At 72.3% G+C, this 23,335-nt stretch carries 22 protein-coding genes and 1 pseudogene; 4 read left to right on the top strand and 19 right to left on the bottom strand.

Features of this window, described 5'->3' with window-relative positions; all coding sequences use genetic code 11:
• Positions 1-119 precede the first annotated feature (119 nt).
• Together dxr and ACODR5_RS11745 are read right to left on the bottom strand one after the other, a co-directional pair.
• Positions 120-1,199: a 1-deoxy-D-xylulose-5-phosphate reductoisomerase gene (gene dxr / locus ACODR5_RS11750; RefSeq protein WP_449855020.1), complete on the bottom strand. Its 1,080-nt coding sequence runs from the start codon at positions 1,197-1,199 to the stop codon at positions 120-122.
• An 8-nt stretch (positions 1,200-1,207) separates the two neighbouring features.
• Positions 1,208-2,173 (bottom strand): FKBP-type peptidyl-prolyl cis-trans isomerase, encoded by a 966-nt coding sequence (locus ACODR5_RS11745; protein WP_449855019.1) that lies wholly within the window; start codon positions 2,171-2,173, stop codon positions 1,208-1,210.
• A gap of 132 nt (positions 2,174-2,305) precedes the next feature.
• Between ACODR5_RS11745 and ACODR5_RS11740 the strand changes: the two genes are divergently transcribed.
• A complete protein-coding gene (locus ACODR5_RS11740; protein WP_449855018.1) occupies positions 2,306-3,070 on the top strand; it encodes a lysophospholipid acyltransferase family protein in 765 nt (254 codons plus the stop codon).
• 24 nt (positions 3,071-3,094) lie between these two features.
• Here ACODR5_RS11740 and ACODR5_RS11735 read toward each other — a convergent pair whose 3' ends face one another.
• Positions 3,095-3,568: an OsmC family protein gene (locus ACODR5_RS11735; protein WP_449855017.1), complete on the bottom strand. Its 474-nt coding sequence runs from the start codon at positions 3,566-3,568 to the stop codon at positions 3,095-3,097.
• Between the two features lie 254 nt (positions 3,569-3,822).
• Between ACODR5_RS11735 and ACODR5_RS11730 the strand changes: the two genes are divergently transcribed.
• Complete coding sequence (locus ACODR5_RS11730; RefSeq protein ID WP_460816843.1) at positions 3,823-4,815, top strand: asparaginase; 993 nt, start codon at positions 3,823-3,825, stop codon at positions 4,813-4,815.
• Between the two features lie 165 nt (positions 4,816-4,980).
• On the opposite strand, the gene ACODR5_RS11725 is transcribed toward ACODR5_RS11730, so the two are convergent.
• The 16 genes and pseudogenes from ACODR5_RS11725 to prmC all read right to left on the bottom strand — a co-directional run bounded on the left by ACODR5_RS11725 (position 4,981) and on the right by prmC (position 21,499).
• A complete protein-coding gene (locus ACODR5_RS11725) occupies positions 4,981-7,737 on the bottom strand; it encodes an FtsK/SpoIIIE domain-containing protein (protein ID WP_488983736.1) in 2,757 nt (918 codons plus the stop codon).
• 395 nt (positions 7,738-8,132) lie between these two features.
• Complete coding sequence (locus tag ACODR5_RS11720; protein WP_488983735.1) at positions 8,133-9,071, bottom strand: PP2C family protein-serine/threonine phosphatase; 939 nt, start codon at positions 9,069-9,071, stop codon at positions 8,133-8,135.
• A gap of 272 nt (positions 9,072-9,343) precedes the next feature.
• Positions 9,344-10,099, bottom strand: coding sequence for a large exoprotein (locus tag ACODR5_RS11715; protein WP_488983734.1), 756 nt, complete (start codon positions 10,097-10,099; stop codon positions 9,344-9,346).
• A gap of 123 nt (positions 10,100-10,222) precedes the next feature.
• The gene (locus ACODR5_RS11710; protein ID WP_449855021.1) at positions 10,223-10,966 is read right to left on the bottom strand and encodes a YaaA family protein; all 744 of its coding nucleotides are present in this window, start codon (positions 10,964-10,966) and stop codon (positions 10,223-10,225) included.
• A 5-nt stretch (positions 10,967-10,971) separates the two neighbouring features.
• Complete coding sequence (locus ACODR5_RS11705) at positions 10,972-11,232, bottom strand: F0F1 ATP synthase subunit epsilon (protein ID WP_449855012.1); 261 nt, start codon at positions 11,230-11,232, stop codon at positions 10,972-10,974.
• A gap of 2 nt (positions 11,233-11,234) precedes the next feature.
• Positions 11,235-12,686, bottom strand: coding sequence for a F0F1 ATP synthase subunit beta (gene atpD / locus ACODR5_RS11700; RefSeq protein WP_449855011.1), 1,452 nt, complete (start codon positions 12,684-12,686; stop codon positions 11,235-11,237).
• Positions 12,687-12,736: 50 nt separating this feature from the next.
• Entirely contained in the window at positions 12,737-13,636 is a 900-nt protein-coding gene (locus ACODR5_RS11695) for a F0F1 ATP synthase subunit gamma (protein ID WP_488983733.1), read from the bottom strand.
• Between the two features lie 18 nt (positions 13,637-13,654).
• Entirely contained in the window at positions 13,655-15,298 is a 1,644-nt protein-coding gene (atpA, locus tag ACODR5_RS11690) for a F0F1 ATP synthase subunit alpha (RefSeq protein ID WP_488983732.1), read from the bottom strand.
• 63 nt (positions 15,299-15,361) lie between these two features.
• Positions 15,362-16,147, bottom strand: coding sequence for a F0F1 ATP synthase subunit delta (locus ACODR5_RS11685; RefSeq protein WP_488983731.1), 786 nt, complete (start codon positions 16,145-16,147; stop codon positions 15,362-15,364).
• Positions 16,147-16,701, bottom strand: coding sequence for a F0F1 ATP synthase subunit B (locus tag ACODR5_RS11680; RefSeq protein ID WP_488983730.1), 555 nt, complete (start codon positions 16,699-16,701; stop codon positions 16,147-16,149). Before ACODR5_RS11680 ends, ACODR5_RS11685 begins: the two co-directional genes overlap by 1 nt.
• 35 nt (positions 16,702-16,736) lie before the next feature.
• Entirely contained in the window at positions 16,737-16,976 is a 240-nt protein-coding gene (atpE, locus tag ACODR5_RS11675; protein ID WP_449855006.1) for an ATP synthase F0 subunit C, read from the bottom strand.
• A gap of 43 nt (positions 16,977-17,019) precedes the next feature.
• Positions 17,020-17,796, bottom strand: a complete 777-nt coding sequence (atpB, locus tag ACODR5_RS11670) for a F0F1 ATP synthase subunit A (protein WP_449855005.1) — start codon at positions 17,794-17,796, stop codon at positions 17,020-17,022.
• Positions 17,797-18,001: 205 nt separating this feature from the next.
• Positions 18,002-18,454, bottom strand: a complete 453-nt coding sequence (locus tag ACODR5_RS11665; protein ID WP_449855004.1) for a Cg1360 family ATP-synthase-associated protein — start codon at positions 18,452-18,454, stop codon at positions 18,002-18,004.
• On the bottom strand, positions 18,454-19,623 hold the full coding sequence (locus tag ACODR5_RS11660) for an MraY family glycosyltransferase (RefSeq protein ID WP_449855003.1): 1,170 nt from the start codon (positions 19,621-19,623) through the stop codon (positions 18,454-18,456). Before ACODR5_RS11660 ends, ACODR5_RS11665 begins: the two co-directional genes overlap by 1 nt.
• A 167-nt stretch (positions 19,624-19,790) precedes the next feature.
• Positions 19,791-20,489: pseudogene (locus tag ACODR5_RS11655) on the bottom strand (L-threonylcarbamoyladenylate synthase); the annotation flags it as partial.
• Positions 20,490-20,605: 116 nt separating this feature from the next.
• A complete protein-coding gene (gene prmC / locus ACODR5_RS11650; RefSeq protein WP_488983729.1) occupies positions 20,606-21,499 on the bottom strand; it encodes a peptide chain release factor N(5)-glutamine methyltransferase in 894 nt (297 codons plus the stop codon).
• A gap of 125 nt (positions 21,500-21,624) precedes the next feature.
• Between prmC and cysK the strand changes: the two genes are divergently transcribed.
• Positions 21,625-22,563 (top strand): cysteine synthase A, encoded by a 939-nt coding sequence (cysK, locus tag ACODR5_RS11645; protein WP_488983728.1) that lies wholly within the window; start codon positions 21,625-21,627, stop codon positions 22,561-22,563.
• Positions 22,564-22,581: 18 nt separating this feature from the next.
• Positions 22,582-23,145 (top strand): serine O-acetyltransferase EpsC, encoded by a 564-nt coding sequence (gene epsC / locus ACODR5_RS11640; protein WP_449855000.1) that lies wholly within the window; start codon positions 22,582-22,584, stop codon positions 23,143-23,145.
• Positions 23,146-23,335 lie beyond the last annotated feature (190 nt).

Raw genomic sequence — 23,335 nt, 5'->3', positions numbered from 1 at the left:
CGCCGGCGCGGGAGCGCCGGCGCGAGCACGCGAGCGGCACCCGCGCAGCGGGTGCACGAGCGGCGCAGACGCTTCTGAAAAGAAACAGCGCAGACGCTTCTGAGAAGAACAGCGCAGATTCAAGAAAGAACAGCGCGGTCCGCCTCCTGGCGGGCCCACCGCTCCGCTGCCGCGAGCGTGTCGAGCGTCAGCTCGGCGGGTGGCTCGTGTGCCTCGACGACGCGCGTCACCGTGTCGACGATCCCGAGGAACGGCAGCCGACCCTCGTGGAACGCGTCGACGGCCTGCTCGTTGGCGGCGTTGAACACCGCGGGGTAGGTCGCCCCGGCCTCGCCCACGCGCTTGGCGAGCGCGACAGCCGGGAAGACGTCGCCGTCCAGCGGCTCGAACGTCCAGCTCGCCGCCGTGGTCCAGTCGATCGGCGCGCCGACGCCGGGCACGCGGTGCGGCCAGCCCAGGCCGAGCGCGATCGGCAGCCGCATGTCGGGCGGCGAGGCCTGCGCGATCGTCGAGCCGTCGATGAACTCGACCATCGAGTGGATGATCGACTGCGGGTGCACGACCACGTCGATCCGCGCGAACGGCACGTCGAAGAGCAGGTGCGCCTCGATGACCTCGAGGCCCTTGTTGACGAGCGTCGCCGAGTTCGTCGTGACCACGCGGCCCATGTCCCACGTGGGGTGCGCGAGCGCCTGGGCGGGCGTGACGCCGGTCAGCTCCGCGCGGGTGCGGCCTCGGAACGGTCCGCCCGACGCGGTGAGCACCAGCCGGCGCACCTCGTCGGCCGTGCCGGATCGCAGCGCCTGCGCGATCGCGGAGTGCTCGGAGTCGACGGGCACGATCTGACCGGGCGCCGCGCGCTCCTTCACGAGCGGGCCGCCCACGATGAGCGACTCCTTGTTCGCGAGAGCCAGCGTGCGGCCCTCCTCCAGCGCGGCGAGCGTGGGCGCGAGCCCCACGGATCCGGTGATGCCGTTGAGCACGACGTCGGACTCGACCTCGCGCACGAGCCGGGTGGCGTCGTCCGCGCCCAGCGCCGTGTGCGCCACGCCGAACTCCTCCGCCTGGGCGCGCAGCGCGTCGGCGCTGCGGCCCGCCGCGAGGCCGACGACCTCGAACCGCTCGGGGTTCGCGCGGATGACGTCGAGGGCCTGGGTGCCGATCGATCCGGTGGATCCGAGGATGACGACGCGGCGCATCGCCGGGTTCACTCCGCCGGCGCGGCCGGGGTGTGCTGCGTCGCGAGGATGTCGACGACGAAGATCAGCGTCTCGCCCGTCAGGTCCTCCTCGTTGATCTCGCCCTCGCCGTAGCCCTCGGCGGGCGGGATGACGGCGATCACCTGCGAGCCGACGGTGTGGCCGACGAGCGCCTTGGTGAAGCCGGGGATCACCTGACCCGTGCCGAACTGGGCGGGGGCGCCGCCCGACCAGCTGGAGTCGAACTCCTCGCCGGTGGAGCCGCGCACGCCGCGGTACTGCACGAGCACCTGGTCGCCGTCCTGCACCTCGATGCCGTCGCCCTGCTTGAGCGTGGCCAGCTGGGTGGTCTCCGGGGTCTCGAGGTCGTCGGGCAGGGTCACCGTCGGGGCGCCGTCGTCGTCGAGCTCGACCTCGGGCATGCCGTCGACGGGCTCCTGCGCCTCGCCCCACGCGGCGGTCGGGGTCACGCCGAGGATGTCGAAGGTGTACACCAGCGCGGTCGGCGAGGCCTCGGAGGCGGGGAAGACCGCGGCGATGCGCGAGCCGACCGGCGCGCAGCCGAGCACGAGGCCGAGCGTGCTCTCGGGCGAGATCTGCTGCGGCAGCTGCTCTCCCGGCGCGAAGCCGGCGGTGCCGAACAGCTCGCCGGTCTCGGCGTTGTACGCGGTGAGCGCGACATCCAGGAACTGGCCGGACTCGATCGGGTCGCCGTCGCCCTCGACGACCACCTCGCGCTCGAAGTCCGCGACCTCGAGCGGCGTCTCGAACTCGACGGGGACCGCGCCGTCCTCGGGCGCGCCGTCCGAGACGCTGAGGCTCTCGACGACGGGACCGGAATCGGCGGCCGCGGCGCAGAGGTCGGCGGGCGTGCCCGTGGGCTCGGCGTCCGGCTCCGCGGGGCTCGAGCAGCCGGCGAGGGCCAGGACCGCGAGCACGGTGGTGGAGAGCAGGACAGCGGATCGACGTCGCACGGGAAGCACCTCTTCGTTCGGGGACGCCCCCATCCTTGCGCATCTTCGCGACGCGTCGGCTGACAACGCCGGGCGGAATCGGGACGCGCCGCGCATTCCGGGACGGGAATCCCGGCTCGGTAGGCTGAGGGGATGACCTCCGACGGCAATCCCGACGGCGTGGCCACGCCCCTGCAGCCGAGCGCGCTCTACACCTTCGGGCGGGTCGCCGTGGCGCCGCTGGCCCGCGCGATCTACCGGCCGCGCGTCGAGGGCCGGGAGAACATCCCGCCCACCGGCCCCGTGATCTTCGCGAGCAACCACCTGTCGTTCATCGACTCGATCGCGATCCCGGTCGCCGCCGCGCCGCGCCCCGTGCACTTCCTGGCGAAGTCCGACTACTTCACGGGCAAGGGGCTGAAGGGCTGGTTCTCGAGGTCGTTCTTCACCGCCGTCGGCGCGGTGCCCGTCGATCGCGGCGCCGGGCAGGCCGCCCTGGACGCGCTGGAGCGGCAGCGCCAGATCCTCGCCTCCGGCGCGGCGGTGGCCCTGCACCCCGAGGGCACGAGGTCGCGCGACGGCCGCCTGTACAAGGGGCGCACCGGCGTGGCGTTCCTCGCGCTCGAGACGGGCGCGCCGGTCGTGCCCATCGGGCTGATCGGCACCGACAAGGTCATGCCGGTCGGCGCCAAGATGCCCTCGCTCAAGGAGCGCGTGGTCGTGCGGTTCGGAGCGCCTCTGGATCTGTCGCACCACGGCCCTGCCACGTCGGGTCGCGCGCGGCGAACGGCCACCGACGAGATCATGGCGGCGATCCACGCGCTCTCCGGCCAGGAGCTCGCCGGCACCTACAACGAGCTGCCCGCGCAGACGCCGATCGAGAAGCTCAAGCGCGCACTGCCGCACGAGCGGCGCTGAGCGCACGTCGGCACCGCTGCGGCGCTACGGTGCCGCGACCTCGACCACGGGCTCGTGCCCGACGGGGAAGTTGACGGAGCTCGCGATGAAGCACCATTCGTTCGCGTCGCGATGGGCCGCGAGGGCGTCGTCGATCATCGACGGGTCGGCGACGGTGACGCGCGGGTGCAGCGTGACGCTCTCGAACCGGCCGCCGTTGCCCTCCTGACGCATGACGCCCGTGGCCTCGTCGGTGTACGAGACCACGACGACGCCGCGCACGACGCACGCGTGCAGGTACGACAGCAGATGGCACTGGCTCAGGGCCGCCAGGAGGAGATCCTCCGGGTTCCACCGCTCCGGGTCGCCGCGGAAGGGGCGATCGGCCGAGCCGAGCAGCCGCGGCTTGCCCGCCACCTCCAGCTCCACGTCGCGGTCGTAGTCGCGGTAGCCCGACGTGCCGCTGCCGCGGTTGCCCGTCCAGGTCGCCGTCAGCGCGTAGCGGTGCTCTCCTGCCATGCCGCCAGTCTGCCCGATCCGCCGGCCGCGTGCGCCCGCGAGGCTCCCACGGCACACACGGGGCACGCAGCGCGCGAACGAGGTCGCGTCTGACAATCTCTCGCCTACTGCGCTGGCCGTTCGCACGCGTCTCGCTGCGCCCTCTTCGGTCGACGATGCTTCGGCATCGCCTCCCTCCTCGGTCTTGCGAGCCACGCACGCCCGGCCATGCTCGCGACGGCTTCGATTGTCAGACACGCCCTAGGCTGGAGGGCATGCCCGAGACGCTCTCCGTGACCGAGTCCGTCGAACTCGCCGTGGCCGATCGAGGCGGCTTCGTCGAGTCCCGCCACGCGGGAGCCGCGATCGTGCTGTCTCCCGACGGCGAGACGCTCCGCACACTCGGCGACGCCGAGGCGCTCGTGCTGCCGCGTTCGTCGCTCAAGCCGTTCCAGGCCGTTGCGAGCATCACCGCCGGGGCGGCGTTCGAGGGCGAGCAGCTCGCGCTCGCGACCGCGAGCCACAGCGGCACCGATCGCCACGCGGAGGTCGTCCGCGGCATGCTCGCCGCGTCGGGCCTGAACGAGGATCACCTGGGCTGCCCCGCGGCCTGGCCCGGCGATCAGGCCACGCGGGACGAGCTCGTACGCGACCACGGGGCCAAGGCGCGCATCCGCATGAACTGCTCGGGCAAGCACGCCGCCATGCTCGCGGCGTGCGTGGCCACCGGCTGGGACACCGCCTCCTATCTCGACCCCGCTCACCCGCTGCAGACCCACATCCGCGACGTCGTGGAGCGGCTGTGCGGCGTGAAGGTGTCGGCGACCGTCATCGACGGCTGCGGCGCCCCCGTGCACGCCCTGCCCCTGTCCGCGCTCGCGCGCGGCATCCAGCGGATCGGCACATCGTCCGAGCGGTCGCCGTTCGCCCTGCACCGTGTCGCCGGCGCGCTCGTGCGGGCCGTGCGCGAGAACCCGTGGGCCATCGCCGGGCCGGAGCTGCCCGACAGCGTCGCCATCGAGCGCTTCGGCGTCTTCTCGAAGTTCGGCGCCGAGGCGGTCCAGGTGATGGTCGCCCCCGACGGCACGACCGTCGCGGTGAAGGTGCTCGACGGCGGCGGCCGCGCCACGGCCGCGATCGCGCTCTCGCTGCTCGCGCAGGCCGGCGCGCTCCCCGCCGCCGAGGTCGCCGACATGCTGGCCACGCACCCGCTGTTCGCCGTGCTCGGCGGAGGGCGCGAGGTCGGGCGCGTACGCCCGACGGTCTGACCCTCGGCGGGCCCCGCGCCAGCCGCGCAGCGAGCTCCGCCACCCGCACGGGAGCGCAGCGAGCTCCGCCACCCGCACCGGGCGGCCCGCCGGCGCGGGGCGCGTCGTGCGCCTCGGCTGTCGGGACGTCACCACCCGGCCGCGGGCGCGTCCCGGCGCCGCCTGTCACGGCAGCACCACGCGCCGGGGCGCGAGCCCGTCGCCGGCCACCCAGGCGCGGGACGCCCGCGGCCTCGCATAGGGCGGCAGCTCCCTCTCCCCCGCCATCGTGCGCAGCTCCGAGGCGCACTCGGCGGCGATGACCAGCTGGCCACGCGCACGCACCTCGCGCAGCAGGGCTGCGTGCCGCATCCACGACTCCGCGTCGCCGGCGATCACGACGCGCTCCGCGCCGGCGGCCAGCTCCGCGAGGCGCACGCCCGGGTCGAGCCCGTCCAGCACGACCACGCGCACCCGACGCCCCCACGTCTCGGCCATGCGCGCCGCTCCCCCCACCGCGCCACGCAGCACGACGGCCGTCGCGGCGGCCTCCGGGCGCCACACCTCCTCGGCGTGCGCCTGCTCCGGAACAGCCACGACCGGCCCAGGCCATGCGAGCTGCGTCTCGCGCCCGTCGATCACGGCGCGCCCCGGAGGGCGGGACACGTCGAAGGTCGAAGCATCGCCTCCCGCGGCGACGTGCTCCGCGCGCGAGGGCACGCGCAGCAGCACGCGACGCGGCATCAGATCGAGCACGCGCGCGACCGGCCCCACCGCCCGGGCCGCCGAGCACACGAGCGTCGTTCCGAGAGCACCGGCGTCGCGGGCGAGCGCCTCCACCCTGGCCAGCAGCTCCGCCGCGTAATCGGCGGGGAAACGCGCGACGAGCGCGTCGAGGTCGTCGATCGCGATCACTCCCGGTGCCGGGCGGGGTGCGGACGCGAGGGCGTCCCACGCGCCCTCCGGATCGGCGGGCACGACGAGCGCTCCAGCCCCCGACGACTCGGCCTGCGCGGCGATGAGCCGGACGGCGGCCGTGCGTCCCGATCCCGCGCCGCCGAGGATCGCCAGCCCGCGATCCGTGCCGATGCGGAGGAGCACGGGCACCTGCCGCTGGTGCTCCGGTTCGTCGGCCAGCCCGAGCAGGATGCCCTGCTCGGCCCCGGCGCGGTCGCGCAGCTCGGGAAGCGTCACCAGGACCGGCAGCGGCGGCAGCCATGGCGCATCGGGCACCGCTGCGGCCGGCGCCACCCGGGAGAGATCGGAGAGCTCCGTCCGCGCGATCCGGCACACGAGCGGCGCGGTGTCGCCGGCCCTGCGCACGAGCGCCACGCCGCGGGATCCGGCGTCTCCGGGCAGCGACGCCGCGGCGTCGGTGCCGACGATGAGCCGGCTGTCGGCGGCGTCGGCGACGCGCAGCGCGATCCGCAGCGGACAGTTCGCCAGCAGCGCCTCGCGGAGCACGCCCGCGGCGCGCTGGGTGCCGAGCACGAGGTGCATGCCGAGTGCACGCCCCCGCGCCGCGATGTCGGTGAAGACGGCGTGCAGGTCGGCGTGGTCCTGCAGCAGCGCCGCGAACTCGTCGACGACGATGACGAGGCGCGGCATCGCCACGCGGGGGTCGGCGATGTCCCTCGCACCGGCGCCGGCGAGGGCCGCCTCCCGGCGCCGCAGCTCCGCACGCAGGCTCTCGACGGCCCGGCGCGCGCCCGTGCCGTCGAGGTCGGTGACCACGCCGGCGACATGCGGAAGCCCGCTCAGCGATTCGAACGCCGTGCCGCCCTTGAAGTCGGCCAGCAGGAAGGTGACGCGGTCGGGGCCGAGCCGGCGCGCGAGCGACGTGACCCAGGTCGTGAGCAGCTCGCTCTTGCCCGTCCCCGTCATCCCCACGACCACCGCATGCGGCCCGTCGCCCACCAGATCGACCACGACATCGCCGCCGGCAGTGCGTCCGATGGCGGCGGCGAGACCGGGGCCGGCGGAGGGCGGATCGGGAAGCTCCGCGAGCGCGAGAGGGCCGGGCACGCCGCCCCGCACGAGCCCCGCCATGTGCCGCGCAAGCGATCGCGCCTGCGCGGCGGAGAGCGCCTCGACGGTCAGCTCCTGCGCCTCGCCCTGCACGCCGTGCAGCCGTGCCCGCAGGGGATGGTGCGGATCGAGCTCGAGCACGCGCGCGCACCCGGCGGGCACCGGGTCGCCGGGCGCCACGGCGGCGACGAGGATGTCGGCGCCGCCCGGGGCCGCGGCTCCCCACGACAGCGCCGCGCTCAGCGCCGCGCCGGAGCGCAGATGCGGCAGCTCCGCCAGCGGCTCCTCCTCGTGAGCGGGCACGGCGACGACCGCGAGGTCCTGCGGGGCCGCGCGCAGGCACAGCTGCATCAGCAGCGCGCGGGCGACGGCGCGCGCCGCGACCGGTTCGCCCTGCACGCACAGCCCGCCGCGGGCCGGGACCGTCACGGGGGCGTCGTCGATCCAGGATGCGCGCTCCCGCAGCCGCTCGGCCCGTTCGCCCTCGCCGCCGGTCACGCGCGTGGTCCCGACGACGCGCCCGCGGCCGACGACGAGCTCGTGCGGGCCGCGCGCCCACGTCGCCCTCTCCCCCACCAGCCCCGCGGCGTCGGGCCGCGAGCGCTCCAGTGCCGCACGCTCCGCCCCGTGACGACGCTCGATCTCGGCCTCGGCGCGGTCGCACGCCTCGCCCAGCTCCCGTGCCGCCGCGCGACGATCCCTGCGGCGCCCCCGCGCGCCGTCCGCCAGCGAGGCGATGGCCATGAGCGGCCCGAGGGCGGCGAAGCACAGCATGATCAGCGAGCCCGTGATGAGCCACATCACGACGGCACCGATGACGGGGACGACCGACGCGACGAGCGGCAGCGGGCCGCGGCGCGTCGGCTCGGAGGGCGTCGGCAGCACGATCGGCGGGGCGGCGGGCGCGTCTGTCATGGACCCAGCCCAGCCGATCGTCGCGACCGCCGGGGCACCGCGCGGGGATCTGTGGAGGGATCGCCTACCTCGGGGCCGCTGTGAGCGAGCCGGGGCGCGGCGGCGCGCCTCCGGTTCACGAGGAGAACCCCGTTCCCGAGGACCGGACCGTCGGAATCCGTCCTCCCGAACCGGGATCTCCTCACGAGCGACCGGTGGGCGGTGGGACGACCGTGCGGGGCCCGCTCCGCCCGCCCGGACCCGGATCAGCGCCTCACCGCCGGCGGATTCCCCGGTTCACGAGGAGAACCCCGTTCCCGAGGACCGGGCCGCCGGAGTCCGTCCTCCCGAACCGGGATCTCCTCTCGGACGGGACCGCGCCAGCGATACCGCGACCCGCTTCCGGTCGCCGGGCTCTACCGCTCCGGGCCCTCGCCGGACGCGTCGGCGCCACGGGTCGGATCCGCGCCGGGCTCACCAGCGTCCACCCCGGGCTCGGCGTCGTCCGCGGCGGCATCGCCGGCATCCGCGGCGCGCTGATCCGCCGCCGCGCTCGGCTCGTCCTCGTCCGCCGCGCCGCCCTCGATCGCCACATCCACGATGACGATCGACACGTTGTCGCGTCCGCCGTTCTCCAGCGCCGCGGCGAGCATCGCCTCGACCGCGGCGGCCGGATCGGCGTTCTCGCGCAGGAAGTGGAGGATGCCGTAGTCGGTGAGCTCCTTCGTGAGCCCGTCGGAGCACACGACGAAGCGGTCGCCGTCGACCACGTCGACGCGCACGTAGTCGGGCACGACGCTCTCCGTCGGCCCCACGGCGCGCGTGATGACGTTGCCGTACGGGTGGCTCTCGGCCTCCTCCGGGCTGAGGCGACCGGCCTGCACGAGCTCCTGCACCAGCGAGTGGTCGGTCGTCACCTGCACGAGCGCCTCGTCGCGCATCAGGTAGACGCGCGAGTCGCCGATGTTCAGCACGACCCACGACGGCTGCTCGGCATCGGCGTCGAGGTAGAGCCCCGTGACCGTCGTGCCGGTGCCGTCGTCGGTCGTCTCCGGATGGTCGGCGATGTCGCGCACGGCCGCGTCGAGGGCGGATTCGATGCCGCCCGTCGTGACCTCGCCGGCACCGGCCATGTCGCCCAGGCGGGCCACCGTGCGCGCGCTCGCGATCTCGCCGCCGATGTGACCGCCCATGCCGTCCGCGACGACGAACAGCGGGCACGACATGAGGATCGCGTCCTGATTCGCCTCGCGCTTGCGGCCGCGGTGCGTCGTGCCGGCCCACGTGAGCAGCACCGAGGGTCCGCTCGGCAGCGGCACCGTCTGCGACTGTGCCGTGATGGTGGCGTCGGGCACGAATCGGCCTCCTGAATCGGTCGACCCCGCTCGGTTGGGATCCCCTGCGGGCGTGGCGACGTCGTTGTTCACATCATAGTCGCGCGGCGACCCCCACCCCCGCGCGCCGCATGGGCAGGAGGACCCATGGCGCAATCCGGCCGAGCCCGTTCCGCGCCGTCGTCTCGGCGGGATCCCGGGACCGCCACCCGGCCGGATCGCGGACCGCGGCGGATCGCCGACCGCGGCCGGATCGCGGACCGCGGCGGCGGAGCAGGCCGAGGGCGGCGGGATCAGGCCGGCGGCTGCGTGGGCGGAGCCGGCGGCTGCGTCGGCGGCTGCGTGGGCGGGGCCGGCGGCTCCGACGGCGGCTGCGTCGCGGGCGGCATCGCGCCGTACGGCGGGGGCGGCGGCGTGAGGCCGGACGGCGGCGCGGGCGGCGCGTCGGGGTACCCAGGCGCGGAGCCGCTCGGCGCCGAGGGGTAGCCGGCACCGGCCCCGTACCCACCGGGCGCGTACCCGCCCGCGGCGTAGCCGGGCTGGCCGCCGGCGACCTGCGCGGGAACGCCCTCCCACCGCGTGGCGTCGCGGAAGAATCCGGCGCCCGACCACGGCGCGGGCGGCACATGGGGGTTCCAGCGCGAGCTGTCGAAGGCCACGATGCCGAGCCAGATCGGCGCGAGGAGGAACAGCGCCGTGAACGCGGGATCCTTGCCCAGCTTCACCCCGATCCGGTACGCGGCCATGAACAGCAGCACGGTGACGCCGAGGCTGGCAATCCCGCCCAGGATCTGCCCCACGAACGGCACGATCCACGCGAAGTTGAACAGGAACAGCCAGGGGTTGATGTCGCCGAGCTTGAGGAAGATCATCTGGCTGTAGACCGGCACCCAGGCGCGCCAATCGCCCTGCACGCCCGCCTTCTGGAACAGCTTCATGGCGAACCACGACCACAGCAGGTAGCCGAACACGCCACCCACGATGGCGACGGCGCTGAACACGAGAGCTGCGGCGGCGTAGAACGTTCCGAAGTCGTCGTAGGGACTCATCGGCATCCTCCTCTGACGGGGCGACGGGGCGACGGCGCCACGCATCACGGCACCGCGCCCCACCCTACCCAGGCGCCGGGCGGCGCCGATAGGCGGGAAACCCCGACGAACGGCGCGGCGGGCTCAGACGACCAGCTCGATCTCGCCGTGCCGCGCGGCGGGGCGCAGCACGAGCCCGGCCTCGCGGCCCCAGGCGACCAGCTCCTCGGGCGCGGCGAGAACGGGCCGCGCGAGCGCGAGCCGGCGGGTCAGCTCGCCCTTGGCCTTCTTATTGAAGTGGTTCAGGGCGCGCACGGCGCCATCCGGGCCCTCCGTCACGACGCGGATGTACGTCGACGGCACCGACGTCGGCACGGGACCGAATGCGGCGTAGGCCTCCGAGCGCAGATCGATGACGAGCGGCGCGACGCCGGCCAGCGCCGCGGTGGTCGCCTCGGCCCAGAGCCGGCGCAGCGGCGGCAGGCCGGGCAGCGACGCGCCCGCCGCGAGCCGGTACGCCGGGATCGGGTCGAGCGCGCCGACGGGCCCGAAGGGCGCGGTGTGGATGAGCGCGTGCTCCCCCAGCCAGGCGCGCGCCGCCTCGTCCAGCGACGGCGCATCGAGCGCGTCGAACAGCACGCCCGTGTAGCGGTCGACAGCGGGCATCGTGTGCGCCGTGCGCAGCGCCGCGTTGTCGTCGATCGCGCCGAGCTGACGCGGCGAGAGCTTCAGCACACGCGCGGCCTCGTCCGGACGCGCGGAGAGGGCGACCAGAGACGCCGCGACGGCCTCGCGCTGCGGTGCGAGCACCGGCAGTGCGAGGCCGTCGAGAGCGAGCGGCTCACCCGATCCGCCTGCCCGCTTCGTCTCCGAAGGGGGCAGCAGGATCGTGGTCAGGACGCGAGCGCCGCGTGACCCGCGACGATCGTCACCCGGTCGGACTCCACCGAGACGAAGCCGTCTCGAGCGGACGCCTCGACGACCGTGTCGTCGGCCTGCGTGATGCGGACCGGGCCGTCGCCGAGGATGGCGAGCACGGGCTCGTGACCGGTCATGAAGCCGATCTGGCCCTCGGTGGTCGTCGTGACCACGAGCTTCGCCTCGCCCGTCCAGACCTCCGCCTCGGCGGAGACCAGGCTGACCTGAAGGGCCATGATCAGCCGTTCTCCTTCTGGATCTGCGCCCACTTGGCCTCGACGTCGCTGATGCCACCGACGTTGAAGAAGGCCTGCTCGGCCACGTGGTCGAACTCGCCCTTGACGATCGCGTCGAACGACTCGATGGTCTCCTTGAGCGGCACGGTCGATCCCTCGACGCCCGTGAACTTCTTCGCCATGTAGGTGTTCTGCGAGAGGAACTGCTGGATGCGGCGCGCGCGGGCGACGACGATCTTGTCCTCCTCCGAGAGCTCGTCGACACCGAGGATCGCGATGATCTCCTGCAGCTCCTTGTTCTTCTGCAGGATCTGCTTCACGGCCGTCGCGACGCGGTAGTGGTCCTCGCCGAGGTAGCGGGGGTCCATGATCCGGCTCGTCGAGGTGAGCGGGTCGATGGCGGGGTACAGACCCTTCGACGCGATCTCGCGCGAGAGCTCGGTCGTCGCGTCGAGGTGCGCGAACGTCGTGGCCGGGGCCGGGTCGGTGTAGTCGTCGGCCGGCACGTAGATCGCCTGCATCGAGGTGATCGAGTGACCGCGCGTCGAGGTGATGCGCTCCTGGAGCACACCCATCTCGTCGGCGAGGTTGGGCTGGTAGCCCACGGCCGAGGGCATGCGGCCCAGCAGGGTGGACACCTCGGAGCCCGCCTGCGTGAAGCGGAAGATGTTGTCGATGAACAGCAGCACGTCCTGCTGCTGCACGTCGCGGAAGTACTCGGCCATCGTCAGGGCCGAGAGGGCGACGCGCAGACGCGTCCCCGGCGGCTCGTCCATCTGGCCGAAGACGAGGGCGGTCTTGTCGAAGACGCCCGCGTCCTCCATCTCGTGGATGAGGTCGTTGCCCTCACGGGTGCGCTCGCCGACGCCGGCGAACACCGACACGCCGCCGTGGTCCTGGGCGACGCGCTGGATCATCTCCTGGATGAGGACGGTCTTGCCGACGCCCGCACCGCCGAAGAGGCCGATCTTGCCGCCCTGCACGTACGGGGTGAGGAGGTCGATCGACTTGATGCCCGTCTCGAACATCTGCGTCTTCGACTCGAGCTGGTCGAAGTTCGGCGCCTTGCGGTGGATGGGCCAGCGCTCGGTGACCTCGAACGTCTCGCCCTCCTCGAGGTTGAGCACGTTGCCCGTGACGTCGAACACCTTGCCCTTGGTGATGTCGCCGACCGGCACCGAGATGGGGGCGCCCGTGTCGCGCACCTCCTGGCCGCGGACCATGCCGTCCGTCGGCTTCAGCGAGATGGCGCGCACGACATCGTCGCCCAGGTGCTGTGCGACCTCGAGCGTGATCTCGGTCGACTGCTCGCCGATCGTGATCGTCGTCTTGAGGGCGCTGTACATGTCGGGGATCGAGTCGTGCGGGAACTCGATGTCGACGACCGGCCCCGTGACGCGAACGACGCGCCCGACGACCGCGGTGCTGGTCTCAGCCGTGGCGGTGGAGGTCATGTTGTCTCTTCCTTCTTGGAGTCAATGTCGCGAGTAGGCGGATGTCGCGATCAGGAGGCCAGCGCGTCGGCGCCGCCGACGATCTCGGCGATCTGCTGCGTGATCTCGGCCTGGCGCGCGTTGTTGCGCAGGCGGGTGTAATCGGTGATGAGCTTGTCGGCGTTGTCGCTCGCCGACTTCATCGCCTTCTGCGTGGCGGCCTGCTTGGCGGCGGCCGACTGCAGCAGCGCGTTGAAGATGCGGCTCTGGATGTACAGCGGCAGCAGCTTGTCGAGCACCACGTCTGGCTCGGGCTCGAACTCGTACAGCGGCGAGACCTCGGCCTCCGTGGGCACCGCCGCCTCATCGGCGTCGACCACGTGCAGCGGCAGCAGGCGGACCGACTCGGGCGTCTGCGTCATCATGCTGACGAAGCGGTTGTACACGACGTGGATCTCGTCGACCCCGCCCTCCGACTCGTCGAGCAGGTACGCATCGAGCAGCGCCTGCGCGATCTCCTCGGCCGAGGCGAACTGCGGCGTGTCCGCGTCGCCCGTCCACTGCTGCGCACTGGCGATCTGGCGGAACTGGAAGTAGCCGACCGCCTTGCGGCCGAAGAGGTAGAAGACGACCTCCTTGCCCTCCGAGCGCAGCAGCTCGGCCAGCTCCAGCGCCTCGCGGATCACCTGCGAGTTGAAGGCGCCCGCGAGGCCGCGGTCGCTCGTCAGCAGCAGGATCGCCGAACGCGTCACGGTCTCCGGCTCGCGTGTGAGCACGTGGTCGACGTCGCTGTGCGTGGCGACGGCCGACACGGCGCTCGTGACCGCGCGGGAGAAGGGCGACGACGCGCGCACGCGCGCCATCGCCTTCTGGATCCGCGAAGCCGCGATGAGCTCCATCGCCTTCGTGATCTTCTTGGTCGTCTGAGCAGAAGAGATCTTCTGCTTGTACTCCCTGAGTTGTGCACCCATAGCGTGATCCGGAAGGCGTTACGCCTTGCGGCCCTTGACGATCTGCTCCTGGCCCACGTCCTGCTGCGAGGCGGCGTCGTACTCCTCGTGGCCGGGGGCCGCGATGTTCACGCCCTTGCCGGACTGGAACTCGAGCACGAACTCGTCGACGACCTTCTCGAGCTCGGCCTTCGTCTCGTCCTCGAGCTTGCCCGTCGCCTTGAGGGCGTCGATGATGCCCGTGTTGCGGCGCACGTGGTCGAGCAGCTGGCGCTCGAAGCGCAGCACGTCCTCCACCGGGATGGTGTCGAGCTTGCCGTTCGTGCCGGCCCAGATCGAGACGACCTGCTCCTCGACGGGGTACGGCGAGTACTGCGGCTGCTTGAGCAGCTCGGTCAGGCGCGCGCCGCGGTCGAGCTGACGGCGCGAGGCCGCGTCGAGGTCGGACGCGAACATCGCGAACGCCTCGAGCGAGCGGTACTGCGCCAGCTCGAGCTTGAGCGTGCCGGAGACCGACTTGATGTGCTTGAGCTGCGCGTCACCGCCGACGCGCGAGACCGAGATGCCCACGTCGACCGCGGGGCGCTGGTTCGCGTTGAACAGGTCGGACTGCAGGAAGATCTGGCCGTCGGTGATCGAGATCACGTTGGTCGGGATGTACGCCGACACGTCGTTGGCCTTCGTCTCGATGATCGGCAGACCCGTCATCGAGCCGGCACCCAGCTCGTCGGCGAGCTTCGCGCAGCGCTCGAGCAGGCGCGAGTGCAGGTAGAAGACGTCACCCGGGTAGGCCTCGCGGCCCGGCGGGCGGCGCAACAGCAGCGACACGGCGCGGTAGGCCTCGGCCTGCTTCGACAGGTCGTCGAACACGATGAGGACGTGCTTGCCCTGATACATCCAGTGCTGGCCGATGGCCGATCCGGTGTACGGCGCGAGGTACTTGAAGCCGGCGGGGTCCGAGGCGGGGGCGGCGACGATGGTGGTGTACTCCATCGCGCCAGCCTCCTCGAGCGCGCCCTTCACCGAGGCGATCGTCGAGCCCTTCTGGCCGATCGCGACGTAGATGCAGCGGACCTGCTTGGTCGGGTCGCCCGACTCCCAGTTGGCCTTCTGGTTGATGATCGTGTCGATCGCGATGGCGGTCTTGCCCGTCTGGCGGTCGCCGATGATCAGCTGGCGCTGGCCGCGGCCGATCGGGATCATGGCGTCGATCGCCTTGATGCCCGTCTGCATCGGCTCGTGCACCGACTTGCGCTGCATGACGCCGGCGGCCTGGAGCTCGAGCTCGCGCTCGCCCTCGAGGCCCGTGATCTCGCCGAGGCCGTCGATCGGCGTGCCGAGCGGGTCGACCACGCGACCGAGGTAGCCCTCGCCCACCGGCACGGAGAGCACGCGACCGGTGCGGGTGACCTGCTGGCCCTCCTCGATGCCCGCGAACTCGCCCAGCACGACGGCGCCGATCGTGTGCTCGTCGAGGTTCTGCGCGAGGCCGAGGGTGCCGTCCTCGAAGCGGATGAGCTCGTTCGCCATCACGCCGGGCAGGCCCTCCACGTGCGCGATGCCGTCGGCCGCGTCGACGACGGTGCCGACCTCGGTCGCAGCCGAGCCGCTGGGCTCGTATGCGGCGGCGAAGTCCTTCAGCGCGTCACGGATGACGTCGGGGCTGATGGTGATGTCTGCCATTGTCTTCCTTCGTTCGGTGGGACCTTCGGGTCCCGAAGTCTCCGCCGGGGCGGGAAGTCGGTGTCAGCCGGCCAGTCTCTGGCGCAGGTCGGTGAGTCGCGCGGAGATGCTGCCGTCGATGATGTCGTCGGCGATCTGCACGCGGATGCCGCCGACCACGTCGGCGTCGATGATCTGGTTGATCGCGATCTGGCCGCCGTACCGGCGCGAGAGGTTCGCCGTCAGGCGCTCCGCCTGCTCGTCCGTGAGCGGACGTGCCGTGGTGACGGTGGCGACCGTGCGGCCGGTCTGGCCGGCGATCACGCGGATCACGTGGTTCAGCAGCGCCCGCACGCGGCGGCCGCGCAGCTCGCGCACCAGCTCCGACACGATGAGGATCGTCGTCTCGCTCACCTGGCCCGCCAGCAGCTTCTGAACGAGGGCCGCCTTCGCGGCCGGGTCGCCCAGGGTGCTGCCGAGCGCGAGCTCGAGCTCGGGGTTCGACGCGATGAGGCGCGAGACCCCGAACAGCTCGCCGGCCACGTCGGCGGTCTTCTCCGCCTTGGCGGCCGCACGGATCGCGAGCTCCTCGAGCGCGGCGACGAGGTCCTTCGCGCTCGACCAGCGCTGCGACACGGCGGCCGTGACGACGTTGCGGGCGCCGGCCGACAGCTTGCCGAACACCGCGCCGACGAGCGCCGCGCGCGCCTCGGCGCCCGTGGTCTGATCGGCGAGCGCGCCGCTCAGCTGCGGCGAGCCGGCCACGGCGCGCGCGGCAGCGAACAGATCGCGCGCCGTGGCGGCGCCGATCCGCTGCTTGTCGAGCACGGCGGTCGATGCCGCGAGCGCCTGAGTGGTCGCGCTGCCCATTACTTCGCCGCCTCCTGCGAGGCCTCGAGATCGGCGAGGAAGCGGTCGACGACCGACTTCGCCTTCTCGTCGTCGCTCAGGGTCTCGCCGATCACGTTGCCCGCGAGGTCGAGGGCGATGCCGCCCACCTCGCTGCGCAGCGAGATCAGGGTCGCCTGGCGCTCGGCCTCGATCTGGGCCTGCGCGGACGCCGCGATGCGGTCCGCCTCGGCCGCGGCCGTGGCCTTGGCCTCCGCGACGATCGTCTTCGCGTCCTCGTGAGCCGCCTCGCGGATCTCGCCGGCCTGCACGCGGGCCTCGGCGAGCTGCTTGGTGTACTCCTCGAGCGCCGCCTCGGCTTCCTTCTGCGCGGCGTCGGCCTTCTCGATGTTGCCCTCGATGGCCTCGGCGCGCGCGTCCAGCACCTTGTTCAGGCGCGGCAGCGCCACGAAGATCACGACGACCAGGACGATCGCCAGGCAGATCGCCGACCAGACGATGTCGTACCCGTGCGGAAGGAGCGGGTTCGCGCTGTGACCGTCCTCGGCCGCGACGGTGACAAGAGCGTTCAGCATCCTGTCTCCTTATCTGTGAAGTCGCGGAAGGGGGATCAGACCGCGGCGAAGATGAACGGCGTGACGATGCCGATCAGCGCCAGGATCTCGATGAAGGCGAGACCGATCCACATGGTCTGCTGGAACTTGCCGGCGAGCTCGGGCTGGCGGGCCGTCGACTCGATGACCTTGCCGAAGAGGATGCCCAGACCGATGGCCGGACCGATCGCCGCGAGGCCGTAGCCCACGGTGGCGATGTTTCCGTCAATGGCGGCGAGAACCGTCGTTGCGTCCACTGGATATTTCCTTTCTTAGGGCGATCAGCCGGTTGACTGACCGTCAGTGCTCGTCCGCGAGCGACAGCTGGATGTACACCGCGGTGAGGATCGTGAAGACGTAGGCCTGCAGGAAGGCGACGAACATCTCGAACAGCATGAACGCGAGCCCCATGGCTCCGGAGCCGACCGAGAACACCGCCATCCACGTGCCGCTGAGGATGAAGAAGTTCGTCGCCGCGAAGAACAGCGACAGCATGAAGTGCCCGACCATCATGTTCATGAGCAGTCGCAGCGTGAGCGAGACCGGGCGCACGATGAACGTCGAGATGAACTCGATGACGATGATCATCGGCGCGAGGTAGACCGGCACGCCGCCGGGCAGCAGCGAGTTCCTGACGAAGCGGAACCCGCCGTGCTTCTTGATGCCGGCGTAGATGAACACGACGTACGCGACGATGGCGAACACGAGCGGGGCGCCGATGACCGAGGTGCCCGCGAGGTTGATGCCGGGGACGATGCCCGTGAGGTTCATGAACAGGATCGTCAGGAACATCGCGGTCAGCAGCGGCACGAAGCGCTTGCCGTCCTTCTCGCCCAGCAGCTCGTACGCGATGTTCTTGCGCACGAAGCCGAAGCCGAGCTCCATGACGCTCTGGAAGCGCCCGGGCACCACCGTGAGGCGACGCGTGCCGAGCACGAGCAGGAGCACCAGGACCGCGGTCGCGATGATCTGCGCGAGGTTGATGCGCGTCATGATGTCGACGCCACCGATGGTGAGGATCGCGTCCGGGAAGAAGTCGTTGATCGACGGCGGGGTGAACACGTTGCCGTCGGCCATCGGGACGATCATCGTCGCTTGAGTCAACTCAGTGGCTCCAGCTTCTCGCCCAGACGGGATCCGGGCGGGTAAGTCGGTGGTGGGGGTGTCATTCGCGGGACCACAGCGCTGTGCGCCGCTCGCCAGCCACGGTGACGACTCCACCCTATCAAAGTTCGGGCCGTCTTTTGACGCGCTGTAGAAGTCGCGCGCTCGGCGCTGGGGATCAGTCGTCGTCGCCGGGCAGCGCGACGTCGCTCGCGCCCGAGATCCGCATGCGCGTGACGATGACCACGTCGATGACGAGCGACGAGACGGCGGCGGCCACGAGGGCGAAGTAGAACACGAGCAGGTTCACCCAGGGCAGGCCGATCACGACGGCGATCGCGATGAGGAACACCACGACCTTCACGAGGAACACGCCCATCGTGATGCCGAAGAACATCGGCAGGAACTGCGGCGTGCCGTACCAGCGGTTGCCGAACAGCAGGCTGCCCACCGTGATGATCGGGAACAGGGCGCCGATGAGGGCGCCCAGCACGCCGCTCCACAGCCCCTGCGGGCCGTCGACGAGCAGGCCGATGACGGCGGCGCCCACGAGGACGACGAGACCGGCGACCGACGTCCAGATGAGTCCGGCGCGGAAGGTGGGGTTGCTGGAGATCGTCTTGCGGGGCATCAGGAGGCCTTCACGGTGTCGGGTGCGTCGGGATGGGTGGCGGGCTCGTGCCGCCGGCCGGGAGTGAGGGTGACGACGAGGCACGCGGCCACGCCGAGCAGGCCGAAGGCGACGCCGGGCAAGTACTCCCCCGGCCAGTCCTCGCGCGCGCCGAGGTACATCAGCAGCACCGCGAGGCTGACCATGCCGGTCCAGGCATAGAAGATGAGCACGGCGTCGCGGTCGCTGTGCCCCATGTCGAGCATGCGGTGGTGCAGGTGCTGGCGGTCGGCGGAGAACGGCGACTTGCCGGCGCGCAGCCGCCGGATGATGGCCAGGCCGAAGTCGAGCAGCGGCAGCATCACGACGACGATCGGCAGCAGGATGGGCAGGAACGCGCCGACGAGCTGGGAGCGCCCGAACTCGTCCTGCACGAACATCGCGGGGTCGAGCACGCCCGTGATCGCGATGGCGCTCGTGGCCATCATGAGGCCGAGGACGAGGGCGCCACCGTCGCCCATGAACAGCTTCGCGCCGTTCCAGTTCATGGGCAGGAACCCCGCGCACGCCCCGACGAGCACGACCGCGAGGAACGTGGCGAGGTTGAAGTACGTGCTCGCGCCGATGTCGCGCACGAGCACGTAGGAGTAGACGAAGAAGACCGTGTTCGCGATGAGGCACACCCCGGCCACGAGCCCGTCGAGGCCGTCGATGAAATTCACGGCGTTCATGACGACGACGATCGCGAACATCGTCAGCGCGATGCTGAGCCAGCTCGATCCCACCCAGAGGTCGCCGAGCGGCAGCGCGTAGATCTGCAGCCCGCCGCCGACCGCGATGATGCCGGCCGCGAGGAACTGCGCGGCGAGCTTGATCATCCAGTCGAGGTCGATGAGGTCGTCGAGCACGCCCACGATGACCGTCAGCCCCATGGCGGCAAGGATCGACCACATCACGCGCGGATCGGCCCAGATGATCGCGAAGAACGGGTTGGCCGCCGAGACGAGCATCGCGGCGACCATCGCGATGAACATCGCCACGCCGCCCAGGCGCGGCGTCGGCACCGTGTGCACGTCGCGGTCGCGGATGCCGGGGTACAGCTTGAACCGCAGCGCGAGTCGCCAGATCCCCCAGGCCAGCGCAAGGGTGAGCGCGGCCGTGAGGATGAGCGTGAAGACGTACTGCCTCACGCGCTCCCCTGACCGTCCCCCTGCTCGGACGCCGGCTCGGTCGCCGCCGCGTCGGCGGCGCCCTCCTGGCTGCGGCGCAGCGCCGCCGCGAAGGCGGAGCGCGGATCGCCCGTGGCCGCGCCGGGCTCGGGCGCCTCCTCGGGCGTGCCGTGGTCGTGGTGCGCGTGCGCCTCGTGTGCGTGCTCGTCGTCGGCGGCGGGTGCGAGCAGGTCGCCCAGCACCTCGCGCAGCTCGTCGCGCGTGACCGCGCCCTCGCGCAGCACGCGCACCCGGCGGTCGGCCGGGTCGGTGGCGGTGACGAGCGAGGTGGCGTCGATGATCGTGGAGGCGATGCCCGTCCGGCTGGGGCCGGCGTCGAGGTAGACGGCCACGGACTCGCCGAGCATGTCCTGCGCCTCGCCGGCCGTGACGGCGGCCGGCTTCTTCGTGAGGTTGGCGCTCGAGACGGCGAGCGGGCCGGTCTCCTCGAGCAGCTCCAGCGCGATCCGGTGATCCGGCATGCGCACCGCGACGGTGCCCTCGGTGTCGCCGAGATCCCACGTGAGGGAGGGCTGCGCGGGCAGCACGATGGTGAGCCCGCCCGGCCAGAAGCGCTCGACGAGCGCGTCGACCTCGGCGGGCACCGACTCCACGAGCGCGGCGAGCGCGGCGCGGCCCGAGACGAGCACGGGCGGCGGCTGCTGGCGCCCGCGGCCCTTGGCCTTGAGCAGCCGGGCGACCGCGCTGGGGCTGAACGCGTCGGCGGCCACGCCGTACACGGTGTCGGTCGGGATGACCACGACCTGCCCGCGCGCGATCGCCTGGCGCGCCTGGCGCATGCCGGTGAGCAGCTGCGCCTCGTCGGCGCAGTCGAAGACAGGGGACATAGCGGGCTCAGTCTACTTCCCGCGCATCCGCCGAACCCGCCCTCGACCCGCGAACCCGCCCGGGATCCCGCGCGGGCTCGGCGAGGGGGCGCGGGTTCGCGGGGCGAGTGGGCGCGTCAGGGGCGGATCGCGGTGGTCGCGCGGTCGCGGGTCGTGAGGTCCGGGTGGGTGGCCAGGGCGCGCCAGCCGTCGGCCGCGAGGAGTACGCGGATGGGCTCGCCCTGCCACTCGCCGTGCTCGATGACGATCGATCCGCCCGGTCGCACGAGCGCGAGGCCGCGCCGGCTGATCGCCCGCACGAGGTCGAGGCCGTCCGGCCCGCCGTACAGCGCGGCCTCCGGGTCGTGCAGGCGCACCTCGGGATCGCGCGGCACGGCGTCATCCGGCACGTACGGCGGGTTCGTCACGAGCACGGCCACCGTGCCGTCGAGCTCGGGCAGCGCCCGCGCGGCGTCGTCGAACACGAGGCGCAGGGTGGGCGCGCCGATGCGGGCGGCGTTCTCCTTGGCCCAGATGAACGCGTCGACGGAGTTCTCGACGGCGTGCACGCGCGCGTGCGGCACCTCCGTGGCCAGCGCCAGGGCGATCGCGCCGCTGCCCGTGCACAGGTCGACCGCCACGGGCTCGGGGTCGGGCATGGCGCGCAGCGCGTCGATCGCGAGCTGCGCCACCATCTCGGTCTCGGGCCGCGGCACGAACACCCCCGGTCCCACCGACAGCTCGAGGTGGCGGAACGGCGCGACGCCCGTGATGTGCTGCAGCGGCTCGCGCGATGCGCGCCGGGCCACGGCCTCCTCGAACGCCGCGGCCTCGCCGGCGCCGAGCTCGTCGCCGCGCAGCGCGGCCGCCTGCACCTCGCCGCGGCCCGCTTCCGTCACGTGCGCGAGCAGCAGCTCGGCGTCGACGTGCGGATCGGGCACGCCGGCCGCCGCGAGGCGGGCGGCGGCGGCGCGCAGCGCGTCGCGCACGGAGGCGGCGGCGCGCGGAGCGGGCTCGAGGGCGGTGGTCACGAGGGGGAAGCCTAACCCCGGCACCTGGGCGCCGGACCCGTCGTTTTCCGTCATCCGCGCCCACCCGCCGCCCGATTCGGCCTAACCTGGCGGGGACACCACCCGCTCGTGCGAAAGGCCACTCGATGCCCGGCATCCACAACGACATCACCTCTGCGTTCGGCAACACGCCGCTCGTCCGGCTCAACCGCGTGCCCGGCGACGCGGGCGCGACCGTGCTCGCCAAGCTCGAGTACTACAACCCAGGCTCGAGCGTGAAGGACCGCCTGGGCATCGCGCTCGTCGACGCGGCGGAGGAGTCGGGCGCGCTGCAGCCCGGCGGCACGATCGTCGAGGCGACGAGCGGCAACACGGGCATCGCGCTCGCGCTCGTCGGCGCGGCGCGCGGCTACAAGGTCGTGCTCACCATGCCCGCGTCGATGTCGAAGGAGCGCCGCGTGCTGCTCAAGGCCTTCGGCGCCGAGCTCGTGCTCACCGATCCGGCCGGCGGCATGAAGGCCGCCGTCGCGGAGGCCGAGCGCATCGTCGCCGAGACCCCCGGCGCGATCATGGGCAAGCAGTTCGAGAATGCCGCCAACCCGGCGATCCACCGCAAGACCACCGCCGAGGAGATCTGGCGCGACACCGACGGCAAGGTCGACGTGTTCGTCGCGGGTGTCGGCACGGGCGGCACCATCACGGGCGTCGGCCAGGTGCTCAAGGAGCGCAACCCCGACGTGAAGATCGTCGCGGTCGAGCCCACCGCCTCGCCGCTGCTGTCGACGGGCACGCCGGGCCCGGCGAAGATCCAGGGCATCGGCCCGAACTTCGTGCCGCCGATCCTCGACACCGAGGTGTACGACGAGGTCGCCACCGTCGAGTTCGAGGACGCGATCGCCACGGCCCGCGCCCTCGCGGCGCAGGAGGGTCTGCTCGTCGGCATCTCGTCGGGCGCGGCGGCCTGGGCGGCGATCCAGGAGGCGAAGAAGCCCGAGAACGCGGGCAAGAACATCGTCGTCGTCATCCCCGACACGGGCGAGCGCTACATCACCACGGCGCTGTTCGAGGATCTTCGCGAGGACTGATCCCGCGATAATCGATCCATGGGATTGCACATCCGCGAGGATGTCGAAGCCGCGCGCCGCAGGGATCCCGCGGCGCGCGGCTTCTTCGAGATCGCGCTGCTCTACCCCGGACTGCACGCGATCTGGGCGCACCGGGTCAACCACTGGCTGTGGCGGCGGGGGCTGCGCTTCGTCGCGCGCGCCGGCTCGCAGCTGGCGCGCTGGCTGACGGGCATCGAGATCCATCCGGGGGCGCGGATCGGGCGCCGCTTCTTCATCGACCACGGCATGGGCGTGGTGATCGGCGAGACCGCCGAGGTGGGCGACGACGTGATGCTGTATCACGGCGTCACGCTGGGCGGCCGCTCGCTCGGGAGCGGCAAGCGGCACCCCACGCTCGGCGACGGCGTGGCCGTGGGCGCGGGGGCGAAGGTGCTCGGCCCCGTGACGATCGGCGCGCACTCGGTCGTGGGGGCGAACGCCGTGGTCACGCGCGACGCGCCGGAGCACAGCGTGCTGCTGGGCATCCCCGCGAAGGTGCGCGCCCGCGGCGCCGGCGAGGACGCCCGGAAGTACCTCCAGGCGCCGGAGTACATGATCTGAGCTGTACTTTTCAGAAGCGTCTGCGCCGCTCGGGCTGGTTTCTTTTCTGATCTGCGCCGCTCGGGCACCCGCTGCGCGGGTGCCGCTCGCGTGCTCGCGCTCTCGCGTCCCGCGAGAGCGAGGCAGCGCTTTTGCGGCTCTTCGGACTTCCGGTGGGGGTCATGGGGTGAGGCCGCCGGCGGCGAGGAGC

This window comes from Microbacterium sp. FG3 (genome assembly GCF_057809335.1).
This window is presented reverse-complemented; position numbering and strand designations above follow the sequence as displayed.